Annotated in this window: 1 pseudogene; it reads right to left on the reverse strand. The window is 76.5% G+C overall.

Annotated features, from left to right (window positions below):
• Nucleotides 1-268: 268 nt before the first annotated feature.
• Nucleotides 269-633, reverse strand: a pseudogene (locus tag BHE97_RS20270) (adenosylcobinamide-GDP ribazoletransferase); the annotation flags it as partial.

Raw genomic sequence — 633 nt, forward strand, 5'->3', positions numbered from 1 at the left:
CGGGGGCTGGGTGGGGAGGTGGGGGCGCGAGCGGGGGTGGTGGGCGGGTGGGCGGGGCGGGCGGGTGCTGCCGGGGGGCGGTGCACGGGCGGCGGGGGCGCGGGCGGTGGGGGGAGCCGTGGTGGGCGGGGGGCGCGGATGGGCGGCCTGGGCGTGGCGTAGACCGGGGCGGCGCGGGCGGTGGTCACGGGGAGCAGCTGGGCCGGGCTCAGGATCGCCGTGTGGCTGGGCGCCTGGGTAGTCGACCTGCCGTGGTGGCGCGGGCTCATCATCGCCGCAGCAGCCAGCCGGTCGCGAGGAGCGCTGCTGCGGCGATGATGAGCCCGCGCCACCACGGCAGGTCGAGGACCCAGGCGCCGAGACACAGGGCGATGGTGAGCACGGTCCAGATGATCGCCGTGACCACCGGATGGATCGTCTCGGTATAGGTCACGCCGAGGCCGTCCTTGCGCGCCCCCCGCACCCCACGGGTGCAACCGATGGTTGCGACGGCGCGGGAGGTGCAGATCAGCGCGGCGGCGATCGCCGGGCCCCAGCTCTCGTCGAGCAGCGCCGGGAGCGCGCCGATCTGGATGCCCAGCACCAGTACGAGAGCGACACCCCCCACCAGGCCGCCCGTCTCCCACACACCCC

Source organism: Aeromicrobium sp. PE09-221, assembly GCF_002174305.1.
Classification (GTDB): Bacteria; Actinomycetota; Actinomycetes; order Propionibacteriales; family Nocardioidaceae; genus Aeromicrobium.